The following is an 18128-nucleotide window of genomic DNA, read 5'->3' as shown; positions in this document are numbered from 1 at the left end:
CCTCAATCGAAGGACGCCGTCGCGGCCTCCGGATAGAGGTTCGGCAGCAGCAGATGCAGGGCATCGAGCGGAAAACCGATGCCGACCGGCCCCTTGGGGCCGTCGCTGACCAGCAAGCCGTCCTTCAAGAGCTGCGACATCAGCTTTCGACCCGTCCGCTCCGCCAGGCCGGTCATCTGGACGAACTCCCCGCGCGTCACCGGGCCCACCGCCAGAACGTGATGCAAGGGCAACACGGCTTCCTGGCGATAGCCCTGGTAGGACCCGGAAGCACTGCGGTACAGCAACAGCCCTCTGATTCGCTCTTTCAGCTCGTCCAGATTCAACATCTTGGTCATGAATGTGACCTGGTCCTCGCACAGCTGAATGAAGAAGCGGCACCACTCCCAGAGCATTCGCTCGCTCAGGTTGCCGTGGCCATCGAGATCGCCGTGGCGCGCCATGTCGGCATTGGACAGCAGGTCGTAGTAGCGGTTCTGCTGGCGCGCCAAGCCGCGATTGACCGACCAGAGGCCTGCGGTCAACGGCCAGAGTGCGCAGTGCATCTGCAGCCGGCTCGCTCGCCCATTGCCATCGCGGAACGGGTGGGTCCACACCGCCCGATGATGTTGAGCCGCAATGGCATACAGCATCGGATCGAATCCCCAGGCACGCCCGTAGACCTCATCCATCCGCGCGAGGAATGCCGGCACGGACCGCCATGCCGGCGGTTGATGGTGGCCGATGCTGACTTCCTCCGTGCGAAGCATTCCCGGCTGAACCACATGGCCGTCATCGGTACGACGGTCTTCCTCCGACAAGCGGCCGTAGAGGCACGCATGGCTCTTCAGCAACCAGTCGCTGCGCAATACGGCGGCTTGGTCCGGCATCTGATGTTCCAGTTCCTTTTCGGCCTCGATATGCGCGACAGCAATTCGCTGAAGCTTCGCGACTGCAGGCTTGTCCGAAAAGTTCTGCCTCATCGCCCGGTCGATGTTCACAGGATGCGTGCTCTGCCCCTCGATGCGATTCGAGTAGTAGGAGTTCATGGCACGCACGACTTCTCGCAGGCCCTCCCGCGCCGATTCGCTCGCGGCCCCCTGCAGGCGGAGGGACTTCTCGACCACGGCGCGGGTGGCGAGACAAAGCTCATCCAAGCGCGCCCGCGGCAGCAAAGGCTCGAACTGATGGATCTGGTCGTAGACCTTGAGGAGTACAGGAGGACTGGAGGCCATTTGCCGATCTTTTTGCCGGCTGATGGTACAAGCAAATTCCAATAAAAACAATGACTTACATGATCATTACATCCAGGATTCGGGGTCGTTTTTGCCGATCTTTTTGCCGATGTTCGCCCGCATGTACTGGGCATGAGTCAGCGCCGCAACCGCTCAGCGCTTGAAGCGCCCCCCGCTGATGATCGACAGATCGACGTAGTCGATACCCGTGTGGTCCTGAGGCGAGTAACCCACCTCCAGGCCGCCGCCCGCGTCGTAGCGGAAGTCGTTGAGCACCGCGAGCAGCTTGGCGCGCGTGGGCTTGGGGCCAGCGCGGCGCAGCGCCTCGACCAACACCTTGGTCGCGACGAAGCCCTCGAGCAGCGCCGGCGAGAGCTCGATATCGCCCTTCGCCTTGGCCAGGTCCGAGGCCTCCTTGATCAGCGGATGCGCCATCGCACGCTCCGAGGGCAGCACCTGCATGACGACCACGCCGCCGCTGGCGCTGCCCAGTTCCTTGATGAAGCCCGAGGCCGCGTTGTTCGACAGCGTGATGACCTGCGCCGCGGAACCCGCCGCGCGCAGCGCCTTGATGCCTTCGGTGACGGCCGTGCCCGAGCCGATCCACAGCACGGCCTGCGCGTTGGCGGCGGTGAGCTTGGGCACGATGGTGGCGTAGTCGGGCTTGTTGCGGTCGGCCAGCGCCAGCGCGACCGGCTTCAGGCCCGCCTTGTCGAAGCCCTTCATCGCGCCTTCCATCGCGTCCTTGCCGAAGGAGTCGTCGGCCTGGACCACGGCGATGCGCTGCATGCTCACCGTGTGCAAATGCAGGACCGCCTTCTCGGCCTCGCGCTGATAGGTGGAGCGCACGTTGAACACGAGCTTCTGCACCGGCTTGTGCAGCGACATCGCGCCGGTGGACGGCCCGATCAGCGGGGTACCGCTCTTGTCGAGCAGCGGGATGACGGCCAGTGCATTGGGCGTGCCGCGGTTGAGCAGCAACGCGATCACCTTCTTGTCTTCGATCAGGATGCGCGAGTTCTCCGCGGAGCGCTTCGGGTCCAGCCCGTCGTCCAGGCGGATCACCTCGACCTTCTCGCCGTGGATGCCGCCCTGCGCATTGACGTGGTCGATGACCAGTTGCGAGCCGGCGATGGTCTCCCTCACGCTGGCCGCGACGGGCCCCGACATGTCGGCGGACTGGCCGATCAGGATCTGGGCGGCCGCATTCGCGGCGCTCAAGACGAGCGCAGCGGCACAGCAAAGAACTCGCACGGTTTTCATGGGCTCCTCCAAAGGGGCCGGGCGTGAAAACGCGCGGCACAGATTGTGAACAATTGTTACCAGCCTCGCCTCTGGCCGTTCGGGAAGAAACCCTTGAGGAAATTGTCTTACTGTGTTTCCGCTCCCTACTGGGCCTCGATGCCGAAGGCGCGGATGCGCTGCGTGATCACCTCGAACTCAGCTCGGTAGCCGCCGGCGAACTGCTCGGGCGTGGTGTTCATGATCTCGAAGCCGCGCTCGACCAGCACCGGGCGCACGTCCTCGGCGGCGACGATGGCGCGAATCTCGGCCGCGAGCCGCTGCACCACGGCCGGCGGCGTGCGCGCCGGCGCCAGCACGCCGAGCCACACATTGGTGTCGTAGAACGGGTCGGTGAAGCCGAGCTCGCGCAGCGTCGGCACCTGCGGCAAGGCCGTCGAGCGCTCGCGGCCCAGCACGGCCAGCGGCACCAGCTTGCCCGCCTGCACATGCTGCTTGGCGCTCGCCACCGACGAAAGGCCGATGCTCACCGTCTTCGACAGCAGGTCGGTCACCACCGGGCCCTCGCCCTTCTGCGGCACATGCACCATGCCCGCCTTGAGCTCGCGGTTGAGCGATTCGCCGGCCAGGTGGCCGAGCCCGCCGACGCCCCAGGAGGCATAGCTCAGGCTCGCGGGCTGACGCGCTGCGAGGCGGCGCAGCTCGTCGATGCTCTTCGCCGGCAGATCGGCGTTGGCGGAGATGAGCGCCGGGCTGCGCACGATCTGCGTGACGAAGGCGAAGTCCTTCTGCGGGTCGTAGGGCAGCGCCTTGAAGAGGGCCGTGTTGTTGATCTGCGAATCGGTGATGGTCAGCAGCAGCACGCTGCCGTCGGCCGGCGCGCGCGCCACCTCGGCGGCGCCCAGCGCGCCGGCGGCGCCGGGCTTGTTGTCCACCACCACGGGCTGCCCCAGGCGCTTGGCCAGGCGCTCGCCGACCAGACGTGCGACGAAGTCGGTGGCGCCGCCGGCCGGATAGGGCACGACCAGCCGCACGGGTTTGGCGGGGAGCGGCGAGGGCGCGGTCTGCGCGAACGCGCAAAGCGGCAGGGCGGCCAGGCAGCAGGCAGCCATCCAGGTCCTGAACATGGTGGGTCTCCGGTGATGGATGAAAGGGCGCCCAGCGGCGCCTCAGGCCCGCTCGGCCTCGATCGCCTGCGCCAGCAGGCGGCGGAACTGCATGAGTGCCGCGTCCATCGCAAGCGGCAGCATCGGGGCCTCGGGCCCGCGCTCGATGTTGCGGGCCTGCGCGGTGATCATGTCGCGGTCCTCGTCGAAGGCGACGACCAGGCCGTCGTGAATCATCTTCGTCAGCCATTCGCCGCCCAGCCCGGCGCGGTGCGACTGCTGGAAGAAGTAGTGGGTGCTGCTCTCGGTCTCAGGCGTTAGCGCCTGGCAGCTGTGAAGCTCGACCGCGCGCCGCATGTCGCCCTCGGCATCGCCGGTGGGGCGGCCGCCCGAGTGCATCAGCAGCGTGCCGGGCAGCAGGAAGTCGTAGATGAACCAGCGGTCCACATGGCCGCCGCCGAAGTCGCGCGCCCGTGCCCAGTAGGCGGGCGGCGGCACGTCGCGGACCTTGCGGCTGACGCGCAGGCCGCGCGGGATCTTCTCGATCTCGGGCCGCACCCGCGCGATCGCGGTGGAGTTGCCCAGCGTCTTCTCATGCACGTAGCTCAGATGCGAGAAGTCCAGCAGGTTGTCGCAGATCAGCAGGTGGGGCGTGTCGTAGTGCAGGTAGTCGGGGATGTTGCGCCAGTCGGCATGCTCGCAGGAGAAGTTGTCGGGCAGCAGCGCCGGATCGGCCAGGGCCGGATCGCCCATCCACACGAAGACCCAGGCATGGCGCAGCGCCACCGCATAGCTGCGCACGCGCGCCTTGGGTGGCACGCTCTCGAGGCCGGGGACCTCGACACAGACGCCCTCGGCATCGAACTTGAGGCCGTGGTAGCCGCAGCGCACGCAATCGCCTTCCTTGCGGCCCTTGGAGAGCGGCGCCAGCCGGTGGCAGCAGCGATCCTCCAGCGCGACGATGCTGCCGTCGGCGCGCCGGAACAGCAGCAGCGGCTCGCCGATCACGGTGCGGTTGAAGAGGCCGTCGGCCGGAACCTCACGGTCCCAGGCGACGACATACCAGCAGTTGCGCAGGAACATTGCGCTTGTCTCCATCGGTGGTTGTGGGGCCAGCTGATGGTGGCGCGCAGGGCCTCGCGCCCGCGTCCCCTGCGCAGGGGACAGTGCCCTGCCCTCAGGCAGCCAGGCGGATCAGCTCGGCGCGGTCGTGGATGTCGAGCTTGAGGTAGGCGCGCTTGCGCAGCGTGAGCACGGTGGAGGCCGCGATGTCCAGGTCGGCCGCGATGCCGTCGGCCGTCATGCTGCAGGCGATGCGCGCGCAGACGTCGAGCTCGCGCGGGCTGAGTGCGGCGTCGCGCGCGTCGAGCCGTGCCCGCGCGAGCGCGACGCGCGTGGCCATCTGGCGCGCGGCCGCGCCGGTGCCGACGGCATTGCGGTGCACCTGGCGAAGCAGCGGCGCAACGGCCAGCACGCGCTCGATCTCCTGCGCGGCGAAGGCGCCCTTGGCCTCGCTGCGGTAGAGGTTGATCGAGAAGGCGGTGCGCGGCGCCGGCGTGAAGAGCAGCGTGAGCCGGTCCGACAGATGCTCGCGCTCGTAGATGCGGTGGCGCCAGCCGGAGTCGGGGATTTCGCCGGCGCGGAAGCGCAGCGCCGTCACCTCCGCGTTCTCGCCGGGCTGCGCGCGCATCTGCCCGGCGATGCGGATTGCATCGTCGAAGAGGTAGAAATGGCGGCGGTACTTGTCGAAGCACTGGCCGGTGACGTTGCGCAGCCCGGCGCCGAAGGCATGCCCTTCGAGCAGCGCCGGTGGATCCTCCATGTGCGAGACCAGGCTGATGTAGTCGACCGGCAACAGCGCGTTGAGGAAATGCAGCATGGCGCGCGTCGGCTCCGCCTCGCGCGGCGCCTCCAGCAGCAGCGAAACCGCGTGCAGGTCGAGCGTGTGCTGGTGGGGAACGGCGGGGACGCGCCAGGTGGCAGGCATGCGGCCATTGTCCGGTCGCGGCCGTGGCGCGCGAAGACCACGGGGCTCGGGACAAACCCGCTTTCCGCTCTTCTGGCCGGCGCGGGATAACTGACTGCTAGGTTTTATTGCACTCCGAGTGCTAGGTTTTGTTGCAACGCCAGGCGCTAGAGAAGACCGCGCCCCGCCAGGTTGCGCATCAGCGCACCAATGCCGAAGGACCAGCGCGCCGCCTGATCGGCATGCACCACGCGGTTCTCCAGCGCGCCGAGTTCGGGCGCCGAGATGGTGACGCGGTCGCCCACCACGTGGGTGAAGCCCTGACCCGGGCCGTGGCGGTCCTGCGTGGGCGCGAACATGGTGCCGAGGAAGAGCATCAGCCCGTCCGGGTAGGCGTGATGCGGCCCGATGGCCTGCGAGACCAGGTCCAGCGGATCGCGGCTGATCTGCGCGAGCGAGCTCGATCCCTCGAGCGCGAAACCCTCGGGCCCGGCGACGCGCAGCGCCACCGTGATGCGGCGCACGTCGTCGATGCCGAAATGCGTGTCGAACAGGCGTATGAAGGGGCCGATCGCGCAGGAGGCGTTGTTGTCCTTGGCCTTGCCCAGCAGCAGCGCGCTGCGGCCTTCGAAGTCGCGCAGGTTGACGTCGTTGCCCAGCGCCGCGCCCAGGGTGCGGCCGCGGCTGTCGACCGCCAGCACCACCTCGGGCTCGGGGTTGTTCCAGACCGAGCCGGAATGGATGCCGACGTCGGCACCGGTGCCGACCGCCGACAGCACCGGCGCCTTGGTGAAGATCTCGGCATCGGGGCCGATGCCGACCTCGAGGTACTGCGACCAGGCGCCCTGCGCGATCAGCACCTCCTTGACCTGAGCTGCCTGCGGCGAGCCGGGCACGATGCCGGCGAGGTTGTCGCCCAGCACGCCGCCGAGCGCGGCGCGGATGGTTTCGGCCCGGGAGGCATCGCCGCGCGCCTGCTCCTCGATCACGCGCTCCAGCAGGCTGGCGACGAAGGTCACGCCGCTGGCCTTCACCGCCTGCAGGTCGCAGGGGGCGAGCAGCCAGGGCAGTTCGGGATCGCGCGCGGCCTCGTTGCTGTTGGCCAGCGAAGCGTCGAGCGCCGCAATGCGCGGCGCGTCGTTGTCGCGTAGGGCCTGGCGCACCAGGCCCACGGGATCGTCGAGCTCGAGGAGCTGGCTGGTGGTGGGCGCCAGGCGCGTCAGGTCGTGCAAGCCGCCCTCGTGCACCACCACCGGCGTGGGCCCGACATCGGGTTGCCAGAGACGGCCGATCAGGGCGGCGCGCCCGGCGTCGCGTGGCAGGCTGGTGGCGGACGAGAGGGTCTGGGGCATGTTGTCTCCAAAAAATCGGGTACCCGACGCAGAGGACGCGAAGGTTTCGCCAAGGACGCAAAGGAATCCAGGAAGACCATTCTGTATGTCTTTTTCGCGTCCTTCGCGAAAGCTTCCCGTTCTTCGCGTTCCGCTCAGTCCTTATTCATTCGTCGCCTCGCACCCGCGCGACCTCCGACTGCAGATCCGTCCATGCCGGCTCCTGCGGCGCGAAGCGCGCGCGCATGTAGCCGGCCAGCTCGGCGATCTGCGCATCGCTGAGCGCCTCGCGGAAGGCGGGCATGAAGCCGATGTCGCGCGTGGCCGGCTCGCGCACGCCATCGAGGATGGTGCGCAGCAGGTTGTCGGGGCGCGCGCTCGTGAGGTTGCTGTTGAGCGCGAGCGGCACGTTGGCGCCGAGCAGCGTGGGCCCGTTGCCGTCGTGGTGGCAGGCGGCGCAGGCGCCGTCGAACAGGCGCTGGGCCGGGCCGAGCAGCGGGCCCTGGCGCGCGGCGGCGGTGGCGACCGCGCGCTGCGCCTGCGCACGGGCCTCGGCCTCGCTGGTCTGCGCATTGAAGGAGGCCAGGTAGGTGGCCATGGCGCGGATGTCCGTGTCGGGCACCTGGGCCAGCTCGCGAACCACCTCCGCCATCGGGCCGCCGGCCGTGCCGTGCTGGGGGCTGTGGCCGTTGCGCAAGTAGCGGTAGAGCGATTCGGCGTTCCAGGGCACGGCCGACTTCGAGGCCAGGCCCGTGAGCGCGGGCGCCTCCCAGCCCTCGACCATCGCGCCCGACAGGTAGGCGCCGCCGCCCTGCTCCGCGCCCAGCGCGTTGCGTGGGGTATGGCAGGCGCCGCAATGGCCCAGGCCGTCGACCAGATAGGCGCCGCGGTTCCATTCGGCGCTCTGCCGCGGGTTCGGCTGCAGGGGGGCGGGATCGTGGAAGAGCGCGTTCCAGCCGGCCATCAGCGGACGGATGCCGAAGGGGAAGTTCAGCGAAGACTTCGGCGTGGGCGCCTGCACCGGCGGAAGCGACATGAAGTAGGCGTAGAGCGCCTGCAGGTCGTCGTCGCTGGTCTTGGCGAAGGCGGTGTAGGGGAAGGCCGGGTAGAGGTGGTGGCCGTCGCGCGAGATGCCCTCACGCATGGCCCGCTGGAAGGCGCTGAAGGACCAGCGGCCGAGGCCGGTGTCGGGGTCGGGCGTGAGGTTGGTGGTGTGGAGGGTGCCGAAGGGCGTGTCCATGGCGCGGCCGCCGGCGTTGGGCGTGCCGCCGGGGGCGGTGTGGCAGACGGCGCAGTCGCCGAGGGCGGCGAGGGTGCGGCCGCGGTCGATGGTGGATTGGCTGTAGACGGGGGCGCTGAGGGTGACGGGGGCGATGGTGGAGCGCCAGCCGAGGAGCCCGGCGATGAGGCCGAGGCCGCCGATGATGAGGGCGGTGGCCGTGGCCCATGCACCACGCGCTTTCGGCCACGGCGCGTCCGGTCTTGCTCCTTCCCTCTGGGGAAAGGTTGGGATGGGGGCACGACGGCGCCACCATCGACCGCCCGCGTGCCCCCACCCCTGCCCCTCCCCAAGGGGGAGAGTGAACGAGATTCAGCGCAGCCCTCACCACCTCCGGCGTGAACGGCGGCGCCTGAACCTCACCCCGTCGCATCGAAGATCGCATTCGCGATCGCCGCCGTCCCCGGCACCGAGGACGACTCCCCGCCCCAGCGGCGGCTCGCCCGGCCGCTGCATGTGCACGACCTCGATCACCGGCACCTCGCGGAAGCTGAGGATCGGGTAGCTGCCCCACTCGCGGCTCGCGACCACGCCCGCGGGCAGCACGCCCGGCAGCGTCTCGCCGCCGGACGGCTGCGCCGGCGGCGCGAAGTCCACGCGCTCCTTCAAGGCCCGGCTGGTGGTCTGGATCACGTTGCCGTGGATCTGGTGCTCGACCCCGGCCGGGTTCACCATCAGCCCCGCGTCGTGCCCCACCACCACGCGGCGCACGTGCACTTCGCCGGTGGTCTTGTGGACCTCGACGTCGGCCACCCAGGCCGACCAGGCCGCGCCGAAACCGGGCCACTTGCTGTGCACGTAGCGGGCGTAAGCGAAGCCCTGGCCGAAGAGCACATCGCCGCCCGGGCCCACGCGCGCGTCGGCGCGCCTCGAAGGATGATCGCCGTCGGCATCCTCCTGCGGCCCCGTGCGCATGCGCCAGCCGGCCTTCTGCGCGGTCTCGCGCACCAGCTCGGCCGCGCGCGGATCGCGCAGATGGCGCAGGCGGAAGGCCACCGGGTCCACGCCGGCCGCGGTGGCCAGCTCGTCCACGTAGGACTCGTGCGCGAAGGAGCTGGGCAACGCCGAGACGCCGCGCAGCCAGGAGGCGCGCACGATGGGCGCCATGTCGTTGACCTTGACCCGCAGATTCTCGTAGGCATAGGGCGGGCGCGCGGTGCGGTCGCCCATCTCGAAGGCCTGCGCGACCGGCTCGACCGTGCGGGTGAGCAGCAGCGCCAGCGTCGGCGCGCCGTTCGACGGGTAGGAGGTCTCGAAGTCGTAGGCCGCCACGCCGCCCTCGGCATCGAGCCCGCCGTTGACCTGCATCAGCTGCGCCGCGCCCTTGGGCTCCCACGCATGCTCCTGCTCGCGCGTGAGCTGCACGCGCACCGGCGCGCCGGCCGCGCGCGCGAGCAGGGCCGCGTCGGCCGCCACGTCGTCGGCGCCGTTGCGGCCGTAGCAGCCGGCGGCCTCCATGCGCACCACGTCGACGGCCACGTCCTCCAGGCCCATGAGCTTCGCGAGATCGGCGCGCAGCACATGCGGGTTCTGCGAGCCGGCCCAGACGCGCAGCTGCACGCCCGCATCGCCCTCGGGCTGCCAGTGCGCGAGCGCGCACGAGGGGCCGATGGAGGCATGCATCTGGTAGGGCCAGACATAGGTGCGCAGCATCGGCTGGGCGGCGTTGGCTAGCGCCTCGTCCACCCGGCCCTCGTCGACCAGCAGGCGCTGCGTCGCGGGGTTGGCGCGGATCGCGCCTTCCAGATCGTCGAGCGCGGGGAGCCCAGGCCAGGCCTTCCAGCGCACCCGCAGCTCGCGCAGCGCCTGCTCCGCGTGCTCCTCGCGCTCGGCGACGATGCCGACGAAGTCGCGGATCACCACCACCGCGCGAATGCCGGGGATATGGTCGATGGAAGATTCGTCGACCGACTCCAGCGTGTTGCCGATGAAGTCGCCGTGATCCGCGCCCGCATAGGGCGGCCGCACGACGCGGCCGTGCAGCATGCCGGGCACGCGCATGTCGTGCACGAACACCGTCTCGCCCGCCAGCTTGGCCGGGATGTCGACGCGCGGGACCGCGGTGCCGACAAGGCGGTAGTCCTTCGGGTCCTTGAGCCGGGCCGCGCCGTCCAGTGGCAGCACGGTGCGCGTGCCGGCCACCAGTTCGCCGAAGGGCACGCTGAAGGCCGGGTCCTCGCCGGCATGGACGCGGCCCTCGCGCACCTCGAGCAGCGAGGGCTGCACCCCAAAGCGCTCCGAAGCCTGCGCGAGCAGCCAGGCGCGTGCCTGCGCCGCGGCCTGCCGCAGCGGCACGGCGTGGATCTGCAGCGAGGCGCTGGCGATGGTCGCGCCTTGGTTGGGCGCGCGCGCCGTGTCGCCGAGCACCATGTGCACCTGCGACAGCGGCAGGTCGAGCTCCTCGGCCACCACCTGCGCCAGCGCGGTGCGGATGCCGGTGCCCAGGTCCACATGGCCGTTGAGTGCAGTGACGCTGCCGTCGCTCCACAACGCGAGCAGGATCTCGGGGCCTTCGGCGGGATTGCCCGCGACCACCGCCGGCTGCCCATTGGCAGCGGGCGGCGCGGGCGGCGTCTCGCGCACCACCACCAGCACGTCCCGGGCGTTCAGGAAGTCGCTGCGGGTGCGCGGCTGTTCGGCGCGCCGGGTCACGTCGGCTGGCCCTTCGCCAGGCGCCTTGCGGCCGCCTGCACCGCGGCCAGGATCTCCACATGCGTGCCGCAACGGCACAAGTTGCCCGAGAGCTCGGCGCGGATGCGCTCGTCGCCGGGGTGCGGGTCGCGCGCCAGCAGCGCGGCGGCCTGCATCACCATGCCGTTGAGGCAGTAGCCGCACTGCGCGGCCTGGGCATCCTCGAAGGCCTGCTGCACGGGATGCCATTTCTCGCGCGAGCCGAGCCCTTCCAGCGTGGTGATGGCGCGGCCGGCCACGCCATGCGCCGGGATCACGCAGGCGCGCGCCGCCACGCCATCGACCCACACCGTGCAGGCACCGCATTGGCCCAGCCCGCAGCCGTACTTGGGGCCATTGAGCGCGAGGTCGTTGCGCAGCACGTGCAGCAGCGAGGCCGCCTCGGGCACCGACAGCGCGACCTCGCGTCCGTTGACCTTCAGTGCGAGTTCCTGCATTGCGCGCGCGGGCCTCCTCAGGCGCTCATCTCGATATCGGTCGACTGGATGCGCTTGACGCCCTTGGTCTGCATCTCCTTCCAGGCCTTGGCGAGCGAGCCGTTCAGGTCGATGGCGCGCGTCGCGTCCTCGACCACATAGGCCTCGAAGCCGGCCTTGCGCGCATCGAGCGCGGTCCAGGCCACGCAGAAGTCGGTGGCCAGGCCGGTCACGAACACGGTCTTGATGCCGCGCGCCTTGAGATAGCCCGCCAGGCCGGTGGGGGTCTTGCGATCGGCCTCCTCGAAAGCCGAGTAGCTGTCGACGCCCTTGTGGTAGCCCTTGCGGATGATCAGTTGCGCGCTGGGCAGCTTCAGGTCCTTGTGCAGCGCGGCGTCTTCCGTGCCCTGCACGCAGTGGTCGGGCCACAGCACCTGGTTGCCGTAGCCGAGCTTGATGCTGCTGAAGGGCTTCTGCCCCGGATGCGCGCTCGCGAAGGAGGCGTGGCCCTGGGTGTGCCAGTCCTGAGTGAGCACGATGTTCTCGAACGCAGTGGAGAGCTTGTTGATCACCGGCACCACGTCGGCGCCGCCCTTGACCGGCAGTGTGCCGCCGTCGACGAAGCAGTTCTGCACATCGACCACGATCAGCGCCGACTTGTCGGAGGGCTTGATCTTCGCTGCCGCGAACAGCGGCGCCGAAAGCCCGGCCAGGCCCAGTGCGGCGGCGGACTGGAGAAAGATTCTGCGGTGCGTGTTGTGCATGGTGTGTTCGCTCCTCGGGTTGATGAAAGCCGTGATCAGACGGACAGGTAGGCCCGCCGTACTTCCTCGTTGGTCGCCAGATCGGCCATCGAGGCCTGGTAGCGGATCTGCCCCTTCTCCAGCACGTAGGCGCGGTCGGAGACCAGCTCGGCGAAGTGCATGTTCTGCTCCGACAGCAGGATGCTCACGCCCTGCGCCTTGAGCTCGAGGATCATGTTGGCCATCTGCTCGACGATCACTGGCGCCACGCCCTCGGAGGGCTCGTCCAGCAGCACGAGGTAGGGGTTGCCCATCAGCGTGCGCGCCACCGTCAGCATCTGCTGCTCGCCGCCGCTCATGCGCCCGCCCGGGCGCTGCGGCATCTCGCCGAGGTTGGGGAAGAGCTTGAACAGGCGCTCGGGCGTCCATAGCGGCGCGTCGCTGCCGTCGGACCAGCGGCGCGCGGGCTGCTTGCCGACCTCGAGGTTCTCCATCACCGTGAGGTCGGTGAACACACGCCGGTCTTCGGGCACGAAGCCCAGGCCCAGCTTGGCGGCGTGGTGCGGCTCGCACTTGGAGATGTCGTGGCCCAGGAAGCGCACCGCGCCGCGGCGCTTGGACAGCATGCCGATCAGCGCCTTGAGCGTGGTGGACTTGCCGGCGCCGTTGCGGCCCATGAGCGCGACCACCTCGCCGCGGCGGACTTCGAGGTCGACGTCGTAGAGGATCTGGGCGGCGCCGTACCAGGCGCACAGGGACTTGGCCTCGAGCAGTGTTTCGTGGGTGCTCATTGGAAAATACCTTCGCCTTTGGCTGCGGTGCGAGCCCCTTCGGACGGCCGGGCAGTGCTCATGCAATTTCTCCCGCCACGGCGGCATTCACCGCGGCCGCCTTCTCCGCGATCTTCTCGAAGGTCTTGCCGCTGCCGAAATAGACCTCCTGCACCTTGGGATGGTCGCGGATCTCCAGCGGCTTGCCCTGTGCGATGAGGCGACCGCGCGCCAGCACGATCATGCGATCGGCATAAGCGAAGACCACATCCATGCTGTGCTCGGTGAACAGCACAGCCATGCCGCGGTCGATCACCAGCTGCTTGGTGAGCGCCATCAATGAGTTGCGCTCCTTGGGTGCCATGCCGGCGGTGGGCTCGTCCATCAGCAGCAGCTTGGGCGAGTTGGCCATCGCGATCGCGAGCTCGACGCGCTTGACGTCGCCGTAGGCGAGCACGCTGCAGGGCCGGTCGGCCTGGGCCTTCATGCCGACCTGGTCGAGCAGGGCCAGCGCCTCGTCGCGCTTGTGGTCGGCAGCGCGGCGCCAGGTTGCGAAGAGCTTGTGGTCGTGCGAGAGCAGCGCCATCTGCACGTTCTCCACCACGGTGAGCGAGGCGAAGGTCTCGGCGATCTGGAAGGTGCGGCCAACGCCCATGCGCCAGATCTCGCGCGGCTTGCGGCCTACGAGCTCCTCGCCGTCGAGCAGGATCGAGCCGCGGTCGGCCTTCAGCTGCCCGTTGACCATGTTGAAGGTGGTGGACTTGCCGGCGCCGTTGGGGCCGATGAGCGCCAGCAGCTCGCCGGGAGCGAGGTCGAAGCTGATGCCGTCGACGGCCTTGACGCCGCCGAAGGACTTGCCGAGTTCTGTGACTTTGAGAAGGCTCATGCCTTGGCTTCCTTGAGTTCGGCCGGATCCTTCGAATGCCGCCGCCTGTCGAACAGCTGCTTCGCAAACCCCGCGATCCCCTGCGGGAACAGCAGCACCAGCAGCAGGATGATCCCGCCCAGCATGGCCCGCCAGTAGTCGGTATTGCGCGCCACCGTGTCGTGCAGCCAGGTGAAGGTCACGGCCCCCACCACCGGCCCCGCCAGCGTCTGGATGCCGCCCAGCAGCACCATCACCAGCCCGTCGACCGACTTGCCCACGCTCAGCGACTCCGGTGAGATGCTGCCCTTGGAGAAGGCATAAAGCGCGCCCGCCAACCCCGCTGCCGCGCCGGCCATCACGAAGGCGGCCCACTGCATGCGCTTGACGTCGATGCCGATCGCGTCCGCGCGCAGCACCGAATCGCGGCCCGCGCGCAGCGCATAGCCGAAGGGCGAGAACAGCACGCGCCGCAGCCACAGCACGCCCAGCGCCACCAGCACCAGCGTGAGCCAGTAGTACACCCGCTTGTCCGCGAGCCAGGCCGCCGGCCACACGCCGGTGAGCCCGTTGCTGCCGCCGGTGAACGTGTCCCACTGGTAGGTGATGGCCCAGGTGATCTGCGCGAAAGCCAGCGTCAGCATCGCAAGGTACACGCCCGACAGCCGCACCGCGAACCAGCCATAGACGAAGGCGCCGGCCGCCGCCACCAGCGGCGCGAGGACGAGCGCCAGCTCCATCGGCATGCCGCTTGCACGCACCAGCAGCGCGGCGCCGTACGCGCCGAGCCCGAAGTAGGCGGCATGCCCGAAGGAATGCATGCCGGCCGGGCCCATGATGAAGTGCAGGCTGGTGGCGAACAGCGCGGCGATCATCAGGTCGATCATCAGCACGGTGGTGTAGGGCGAGTCGGCGGTGAAGATGGGCACCGCCGCCAGCACCAGGCCGAAGACGGCGGCGGCCACCAGGTAGGTCTTGCTGGGGCGGCGCAGCGGCTCCTCCTGCATGCCCACGTAGCGGCTGGGCGCCTGCGGCCGGCCGAAGAGGCCCCAGGGGCGCCACACCAGCACCACCGCCATCACCAGGAAGTCCACCACCAGCGTGAGCTTGGAGAAGGACACGCTGATGCCGAAGACATCGACCACGCCCAGCCAGATGCAGATCGCCTTGATCTCGGCAATCAGCAGCGCGGCCGCGTAGGCGCCGGGGATCGATCCCATGCCGCCCACCACCACCACCACGAAGGCGGCGCCGATGGTGTTGAGGTCCATCTCCAGCGTGGCCGGCTCGCGCGGCAGCTGCAGCGCGCCGCCCAGGCCCGCGAGCATGGCACCGAGCGCGAACACGGCCGTGAACAGCCAAGCCTGGTTGACCCCCAGCGCGCTGACCATCTCGCGGTCCTGCGTGGCCGCGCGCACCAGGGTGCCGAAGCGGGTGCGCGTGAGCAGCATCCACACCAGGCCCAGCACCACCGGGCCGACCACGATCAGGAACAGGTCATAGGACGGAAACTGTCGCCCGAGGATGGCGACCGAGCCCGAAAGCCCCGGCGCACGCGGCCCCAGCAGCTCGTCGGGGCCCCAGAGCCACAGCACCGCGTCCTTGATCACCAGCACCAGCGCGAAGGTCGCGAGCAGCTGGAACAGCTCGGGCGACTTGTAGATGCGGCGCAGCAGCACCACCTCGATCAACGCGCCGAGCACGCCCACCGCCAGCGCCGCCACCACCAGCGCCGGCCAGAAGCCGAAGCCGGTGCCCAGCCGCTCGACCAGCGTGTAGGCGACGTAGATGCCCACCATGAAGAACGAGCCATGCGCGAAATTCACGATCCGCGTGACGCCGAAGATCAGCGACAACCCCGCCGCCACGAGGAACAGCGAGGACGCGCTCGCCAGCCCGTTGAGGAGCTGGACGATGAAACCTGAAAAACTCATGACTCGTCCGCCTCTGGCTCAGTCGTTCGCGCGGGACTTCTTCAGCTCTTCGACCGGCGGCTGATACTTGGCGTCCGCGCCGTCGAGGTACACGTAATTCACCATCACGCCCTTGCCGCCTTCGTTCTTGGTGCGGCCCACATAGGCGCCCATGGTCGACTGGTGGTCTTCCGGGCGGTAGGTGATCTTCCCGAAGGGCGTGTCGACCTGCAGGCCCTTGAAGGCGGCGACCAGCTTGTCGGTGTCGGTGCTCTTGGCCTTGGCGATGCCGGCAGCGGCCGACTTGATCATGCTGTAGCCCACCACCGAGCCCAGGCGCGGGTAGTCCTTGAACTTGGCCTGGTAGGCCTGCTCGAACTTCTTGTGCTCGGGCGTGGTGATGCCGTACCACGGGTAGCCGGTGACGATCCAGCCGTTGGGCGCCTCGTCCTTCAGCGGGTCCATGTACTCGGGCTCGCCGGTGAGCACGCTGACCACCTCGCGGTCCTTGAAGAGGCCGCGCGTGTTGCCCTCGCGCACGAACTTCGAGAGGTCGGCGCCGAAGAGCACGTTGAAGATCGCATCGGGCTTGGCGTCGGCCAGCGCCTGCACCACGCTGCCGGCGTCGACCTTGCCCAGCGGCGTTGCCTGCTCGGCCACGAACTCCACGTCGGGCTGCGCCGCCTTCAGCAGGTTCTTGAAGGCCGCCACCGCGGACTGGCCGTACTCGTAGTTGGGGTAGACCACGGCCCAGCGCTTCTTCTTGAGCTTGGCCGCCTCGGGCACCAGCATCGCGGCCTGCATGTAGGTGCCGGGGCGCAGGCGGAAGGTGTACTGGTTGCCGCCCTGCCAGGTGATCTTGTCGGTGAGCGGCTCGCCGGCCAGGAAGAAGAACTTCTTCTGCTTGGCGAAGTCGGTGACCGCCAGGCCGGTGTTCGACAGGAAGGTGCCGGCGAGCAGGTCCACCTTCTCGCGCGAGACCAGCTCCTCGGCCACGCGCACCGCGTCGCCGGGGTTGGCGTTGTCGTCGCGACTGATGAGCTCGATCTTCTTGCCGTTGACGCCGCCCGCGGCGTTGATCTCGTCGACCGCCAGCTCCATGCCTTTCTTGTAGGGCTCGAGGAAGGCGGGCTGCGCCTTGTAGCTGTTGATCTCGCCGATCTTGATCACGCCCTGCGCATGCGCGGGGACGAGTGCGGTGGCAGCGAGCGAAGCGACGGCGGCCGCACTGAAGACATGACGCAGGGGGTTCATGGAAAGCTCCTTGGGGTCGAACGGTGAAAAAACGGGAAGGTGGCGTGACGGCTCAACGAAGGCCGTCTTCGCCCTTGATCTCGGAGACCTGCAGCCCGCCGATGCGCGGCAGCGGGCGGCCGCTGTCGGTCACGGCGACGGCCACGACGATCTCGTTGGCTCGCGGTGCATCGGACACACGCGCCTCCACGGCGTCGAAGTGGCTGCGCACGAAGGCCGCGTCCTTGTGGCCCAGGGGCACGTCGATGGCGGTGCCCAGCGTGCCGCGCTTCTTGGCCGACGGCACCAGCGCAGCGCCCTTCTCCACCGCCACGCGCAGCGGCGCGCCGAGCTTGGGATGCAGGATGGCAGCGGCGTGCTCCAGCTCGCCGGATTCGCCGACGATCGCGGCCTTGCCGTAGCTCTGCGCCTGGCCGGGCTCGATGCCCAGCGCCTGGACGGCCTTCTGGCCCAGCAGCGCGCCCAGCTCTTCGCCGATGGCGATCAGATCGTCGAGCGATTCGCTGTAGCGGCCGGCGTAAGGGTTCTCGATGACCGCGATGGCCACGGCGCGGCGCGTGGGCGGCTCGATGGTCTTGCCCATTTCCTTGCGGGTTTCGTCGAGCTGCACGACGAGCTTGCGGATGTTGGCGCTCATGGTTCTTTCCTTGTGTCTCTGAATGAAGGGCGTTGCTGCTTCAGGGCTTCAGCGCAGTCCGTCCCACTTGGCGATGTTCTCGGCGCGCAGACCGCCCACGCGCTCGTGTACGCGGTAGCCGGTGCTCATGGCGAGGATGAAGACGATCTCGTCGGACGCGGGCGCGCCGGGTACGCGCACCTCGATGGCGTCGAACTGGCCGCGCACGTAGCTGGCGTTGATGTTGGTGAGCGGCACGTCCAGCGTCGCGCCGGGCGGCCCCACCTTCTTCGTCGAGGGCACGATCGAGAGCGCATTGCCCGGTTGCCCGGTCTTCTTCTCGTCCACGGTGCCTGCGGTGTAGGCCGCGCGATCGCCCTTCCAGCCCAGCAGCTCGCGCATTGCATAGCCGCCCGGCACATGCCACAGCGCGCCATGCTCCAGCTCGCCGGCGGCGCCGACGATCGCGCCCTTGCCGTAGGTCGCGATGCGCGCGAGCGGCACATCCATTGCCGCATGCAGGCGCTGCGCCATGTCGAGGCCCACCGGATCGAGCAGGCTCATCATCGGCAAGATGTCGGGCTCGTAGCGGCCGGCGAAGGGATTGGAGAGCACGGCGCCGATGGCGCCACGCACCAGCGGTGTCGCTGCGCGCGGGCCGAACTCGTGGTGGATAGTCTCGACCTGGGTGAAAACACGGCGTATATCGATCATCGAAGGGT

At 69.0% G+C, this 18128-nt stretch carries 16 protein-coding genes; all 16 read right to left on the bottom strand.

What is annotated here, in order from left to right; translation table 11 throughout:
* Nucleotides 1-2: 2 nt before the first annotated feature.
* Complete coding sequence (locus GXN78_RS14380; protein WP_106560364.1) at nucleotides 3-1214, bottom strand: Fic family protein; 1212 nt, start codon at nucleotides 1212-1214, stop codon at nucleotides 3-5.
* Nucleotides 1215-1367: 153 nt separating this feature from the next.
* Nucleotides 1368-2477: an ABC transporter substrate-binding protein gene (locus tag GXN78_RS14375; protein ID WP_106560363.1), complete on the bottom strand. Its 1110-nt coding sequence runs from the start codon at nucleotides 2475-2477 to the stop codon at nucleotides 1368-1370.
* A 125-nt stretch (nucleotides 2478-2602) separates the two neighbouring features.
* Nucleotides 2603-3583, bottom strand: a complete 981-nt coding sequence (locus tag GXN78_RS14370) for a tripartite tricarboxylate transporter substrate-binding protein (protein ID WP_239142713.1) — start codon at nucleotides 3581-3583, stop codon at nucleotides 2603-2605.
* 42 nt (nucleotides 3584-3625) lie between these two features.
* A complete protein-coding gene (locus GXN78_RS14365; protein WP_106560362.1) occupies nucleotides 3626-4645 on the bottom strand; it encodes an aromatic ring-hydroxylating dioxygenase subunit alpha in 1020 nt (339 codons plus the stop codon).
* A 94-nt stretch (nucleotides 4646-4739) separates the two neighbouring features.
* Nucleotides 4740-5549, bottom strand: a complete 810-nt coding sequence (locus tag GXN78_RS14360; RefSeq protein ID WP_106560361.1) for a helix-turn-helix transcriptional regulator — start codon at nucleotides 5547-5549, stop codon at nucleotides 4740-4742.
* 146 nt (nucleotides 5550-5695) lie between these two features.
* Nucleotides 5696-6880: a fumarylacetoacetate hydrolase family protein gene (locus tag GXN78_RS14355; protein WP_106560360.1), complete on the bottom strand. Its 1185-nt coding sequence runs from the start codon at nucleotides 6878-6880 to the stop codon at nucleotides 5696-5698.
* A 145-nt stretch (nucleotides 6881-7025) separates the two neighbouring features.
* Complete coding sequence (locus GXN78_RS42215) at nucleotides 7026-8189, bottom strand: cytochrome c (RefSeq protein ID WP_343231021.1); 1164 nt, start codon at nucleotides 8187-8189, stop codon at nucleotides 7026-7028.
* A gap of 273 nt (nucleotides 8190-8462) precedes the next feature.
* The gene (locus GXN78_RS42210; RefSeq protein WP_343231015.1) at nucleotides 8463-10790 is read right to left on the bottom strand and encodes a molybdopterin cofactor-binding domain-containing protein; all 2328 of its coding nucleotides are present in this window, start codon (nucleotides 10788-10790) and stop codon (nucleotides 8463-8465) included.
* Entirely contained in the window at nucleotides 10787-11266 is a 480-nt protein-coding gene (locus GXN78_RS14345) for a (2Fe-2S)-binding protein (protein WP_106560358.1), read from the bottom strand. The genes GXN78_RS42210 and GXN78_RS14345 overlap by 4 nt, the downstream gene beginning before the upstream one ends.
* A 17-nt stretch (nucleotides 11267-11283) precedes the next feature.
* On the bottom strand, nucleotides 11284-12009 hold the full coding sequence (gene pncA, locus GXN78_RS14340) for a bifunctional nicotinamidase/pyrazinamidase (RefSeq protein ID WP_106560357.1): 726 nt from the start codon (nucleotides 12007-12009) through the stop codon (nucleotides 11284-11286).
* A gap of 35 nt (nucleotides 12010-12044) precedes the next feature.
* Complete coding sequence (locus GXN78_RS14335) at nucleotides 12045-12779, bottom strand: ABC transporter ATP-binding protein (protein ID WP_106560356.1); 735 nt, start codon at nucleotides 12777-12779, stop codon at nucleotides 12045-12047.
* A gap of 58 nt (nucleotides 12780-12837) precedes the next feature.
* Complete coding sequence (locus GXN78_RS14330) at nucleotides 12838-13644, bottom strand: ABC transporter ATP-binding protein (protein WP_106560355.1); 807 nt, start codon at nucleotides 13642-13644, stop codon at nucleotides 12838-12840.
* The gene (locus GXN78_RS14325) at nucleotides 13641-15557 is read right to left on the bottom strand and encodes an ABC transporter permease (protein ID WP_106560354.1); all 1917 of its coding nucleotides are present in this window, start codon (nucleotides 15555-15557) and stop codon (nucleotides 13641-13643) included. Before GXN78_RS14325 ends, GXN78_RS14330 begins: the two co-directional genes overlap by 4 nt.
* Before the next feature lie 18 nt (nucleotides 15558-15575).
* Entirely contained in the window at nucleotides 15576-16790 is a 1215-nt protein-coding gene (locus GXN78_RS14320; RefSeq protein ID WP_106560353.1) for an ABC transporter substrate-binding protein, read from the bottom strand.
* 52 nt (nucleotides 16791-16842) lie between these two features.
* Nucleotides 16843-17427, bottom strand: coding sequence for an amino acid synthesis family protein (locus tag GXN78_RS14315; RefSeq protein ID WP_106560352.1), 585 nt, complete (start codon nucleotides 17425-17427; stop codon nucleotides 16843-16845).
* A gap of 48 nt (nucleotides 17428-17475) precedes the next feature.
* A complete protein-coding gene (locus GXN78_RS14310; RefSeq protein WP_106560351.1) occupies nucleotides 17476-18120 on the bottom strand; it encodes an amino acid synthesis family protein in 645 nt (214 codons plus the stop codon).
* Nucleotides 18121-18128: the final 8 nt, after the last annotated feature.

Source organism: Variovorax sp. WS11 (assembly GCF_010499245.1).
Classification (GTDB): domain Bacteria; phylum Pseudomonadota; class Gammaproteobacteria; order Burkholderiales; family Burkholderiaceae_C; genus Variovorax.
The sequence above is the reverse complement of the archived record's forward strand: the minus strand, read 5'-3'. Positions and strand labels throughout refer to the sequence as shown.

Excerpts from the sequence above, each read along its gene's own strand:
- GXN78_RS14345 (WP_106560358.1), bottom strand. The coding sequence starts at position 11,266 with ATGCAGGAACTCGCACTGAAGGTCAACGGACGCGAGGTCGCGCTGTCG.
- GXN78_RS14355 (WP_106560360.1), bottom strand. The coding sequence starts at position 6,880 with ATGCCCCAGACCCTCTCGTCCGCCACCAGCCTGCCACGCGACGCCGGG.
- GXN78_RS14315 (WP_106560352.1), bottom strand. The coding sequence starts at position 17,427 with ATGAGCGCCAACATCCGCAAGCTCGTCGTGCAGCTCGACGAAACCCGC.
- GXN78_RS14365 (WP_106560362.1), bottom strand. The coding sequence starts at position 4,645 with ATGTTCCTGCGCAACTGCTGGTATGTCGTCGCCTGGGACCGTGAGGTT.
- pncA (WP_106560357.1), bottom strand. The coding sequence starts at position 12,009 with ATGCACAACACGCACCGCAGAATCTTTCTCCAGTCCGCCGCCGCACTG.
- GXN78_RS14330 (WP_106560355.1), bottom strand. The coding sequence starts at position 13,644 with ATGAGCCTTCTCAAAGTCACAGAACTCGGCAAGTCCTTCGGCGGCGTC.
- GXN78_RS14370 (WP_239142713.1), bottom strand. The coding sequence starts at position 3,583 with ATGTTCAGGACCTGGATGGCTGCCTGCTGCCTGGCCGCCCTGCCGCTT.
- GXN78_RS14320 (WP_106560353.1), bottom strand. The coding sequence starts at position 16,790 with ATGAACCCCCTGCGTCATGTCTTCAGTGCGGCCGCCGTCGCTTCGCTC.
- GXN78_RS14360 (WP_106560361.1), bottom strand. The coding sequence starts at position 5,549 with ATGCCTGCCACCTGGCGCGTCCCCGCCGTTCCCCACCAGCACACGCTC.
- GXN78_RS14375 (WP_106560363.1), bottom strand. The coding sequence starts at position 2,477 with ATGAAAACCGTGCGAGTTCTTTGCTGTGCCGCTGCGCTCGTCTTGAGC.
- GXN78_RS14310 (WP_106560351.1), bottom strand. The coding sequence starts at position 18,120 with ATGATCGATATACGCCGTGTTTTCACCCAGGTCGAGACTATCCACCAC.
- GXN78_RS14335 (WP_106560356.1), bottom strand. The coding sequence starts at position 12,779 with ATGAGCACCCACGAAACACTGCTCGAGGCCAAGTCCCTGTGCGCCTGG.
- GXN78_RS14325 (WP_106560354.1), bottom strand. The coding sequence starts at position 15,557 with ATGAGTTTTTCAGGTTTCATCGTCCAGCTCCTCAACGGGCTGGCGAGC.
- GXN78_RS14380 (WP_106560364.1), bottom strand. The coding sequence starts at position 1,214 with ATGGCCTCCAGTCCTCCTGTACTCCTCAAGGTCTACGACCAGATCCAT.